The 1,485-nt window shown below is 69.7% G+C and carries 2 protein-coding genes; one reads left to right on the top strand and one right to left on the bottom strand.

Annotation, left to right across the window (positions count from 1 at the left end; all coding sequences use genetic code 11):
* Window positions 1-47 precede the first annotated feature (47 nt).
* Entirely contained in the window at window positions 48-530 is a 483-nt protein-coding gene (locus ACFWFR_RS19335; protein WP_030144079.1) for a CarD family transcriptional regulator, read from the bottom strand.
* A 378-nt stretch (window positions 531-908) separates the two neighbouring features.
* On the opposite strand from ACFWFR_RS19335, the gene ACFWFR_RS19330 reads away from it, so the two are divergent.
* A complete protein-coding gene (locus tag ACFWFR_RS19330) occupies window positions 909-1,394 on the top strand; it encodes a hypothetical protein (protein WP_191802055.1) in 486 nt (161 codons plus the stop codon).
* Window positions 1,395-1,485: the final 91 nt, after the last annotated feature.

Below are 1,485 nucleotides of genomic sequence, written 5' to 3'. Positions count from 1 at the left end.
CTGCCAGCAGCCCGTGCGTCGTCGGTGGTACGTGGTGAGTTCGCGGCTCAGGAAGCCAGGACCTCGTCGAGGATGGCCTCAGCCTTGTCCTCCTCGGTGTGCTCGGCCAGGGCCAGCTCCGAGACCAGGATCTGTCGAGCCTTCGCGAGCATGCGCTTCTCCCCGGCCGACAGGCCGCGGTCTGCGTCACGACGCGACAGGTCGCGGACGACCTCTGCCACCTTGATCACGTCACCCGAGGCCAGCTTCTCGAGGTTGGCCTTGTAGCGGCGCGACCAGTTGGTCGGCTCTTCCGTGTATGGTGCGCGAAGAACCTCGAAGACCTTGTCGAGACCTTCCTGGCCGACGACGTCGCGGACGCCCACCAGGTCGACGTTGTCCGCCGGGACCTCGATCGTCAGATCGCCCTGAGCCACCTTCAGCTTCAGGTAGATCTTGTCCTCCCCGCGGATGGTGCGGGTCTTGATCTCTTCGATCTTTGCGGCACCGTGATGTGGGTAGACAACGGTCTCGCCTACTGTGAACGTCATCTGCAGATGTCCCCTTTCGCGGAGGTCGATCTTACCACGGGGGCCCCTGCGATTCCGAGCCCTCGCCTCGCCCGTGGCCCGCAAGAGCCCCGTGATTCCGCTGCTCACGCCCGCAGTCCCCTGACGTTCGAGGCCGTTCACCGGCGGTTCACCCGTCCCGTGGGGCCCGGGGGCGCACGGATCGCGGCCGACGTGATCGCCTGCCGTGGCGCCCCGGGCCGCGACCAGGCCGCTCTGCTCGGGGCGCGCACGTCGTCGCCACGCCGCCCGAGCGGCGCATCCGTCGGAGCGACTAGGCTGTGGTCATGTGCGCCCGGGCGCCGAGCACCGGCCCCACCCGTCGCACACCGAGACTGCCCGCAGCACATTGGAGCGCACGTGACCAGCACCCCGTCCCGCTTGACCACGACTCGGCGATCGCTCGTGCTCGCGATCCCCGCGATCGTGGCCGGCGTCCTCGCCGTGTCGGCCTGCTCGCCCATCACGACGGACATCGCCTACTCGCCGTCCGACGGCGTGCGCATCAACCTCACCGACGAGGTGCGCGGGCTCAACCTGCTCATCATCTCGGCCGCCGAGGGCGAGCCCGGCACGCTGCTGGGCGGCATGGCCAACGACTCCGACGAGCCCGTCGAGATCACGGTCGCCCCTGAGGGCACCGACCCGATCGACATCCCGCTCGAGGCCGGCGAGACCGTCTACCTGAGCGTCGACAACGGCTTCGAGGCCCAGTTCGGCAACATCGACGTGCCGCCGGGCGGCACCATCTCGGTGACCCTCACGTCGAGCACGGGCGAGACCCAGACCGCCGAGGTCCCGGTGCTCAACGGCCTGCTGCCGGAGTACGAGGACTACCTGCCCTGATCCGCGGCTGACGGCCCGGCCTCCGCACGACGGAAGGGTCGGTGCCCTCCGCGCGACGAGCGGTGCACGACGGCGAGGCGCCCCGAGGGGG

This window comes from Oerskovia sp. NPDC060287 (assembly GCF_042726775.1).
Classification (GTDB): Bacteria; Actinomycetota; Actinomycetes; order Actinomycetales; family Cellulomonadaceae; genus Oerskovia; species Oerskovia merdavium.
Note: the sequence above shows the minus strand (reverse complement) of the source record. Positions and strands in the feature narration are given on the sequence as shown.

Coding starts and splice junctions, on each gene's coding strand:
- ACFWFR_RS19335 (WP_030144079.1), bottom strand. CDS start 530: ATGACGTTCACAGTAGGCGAGACCGTTGTCTACCCACATCACGGTGCC.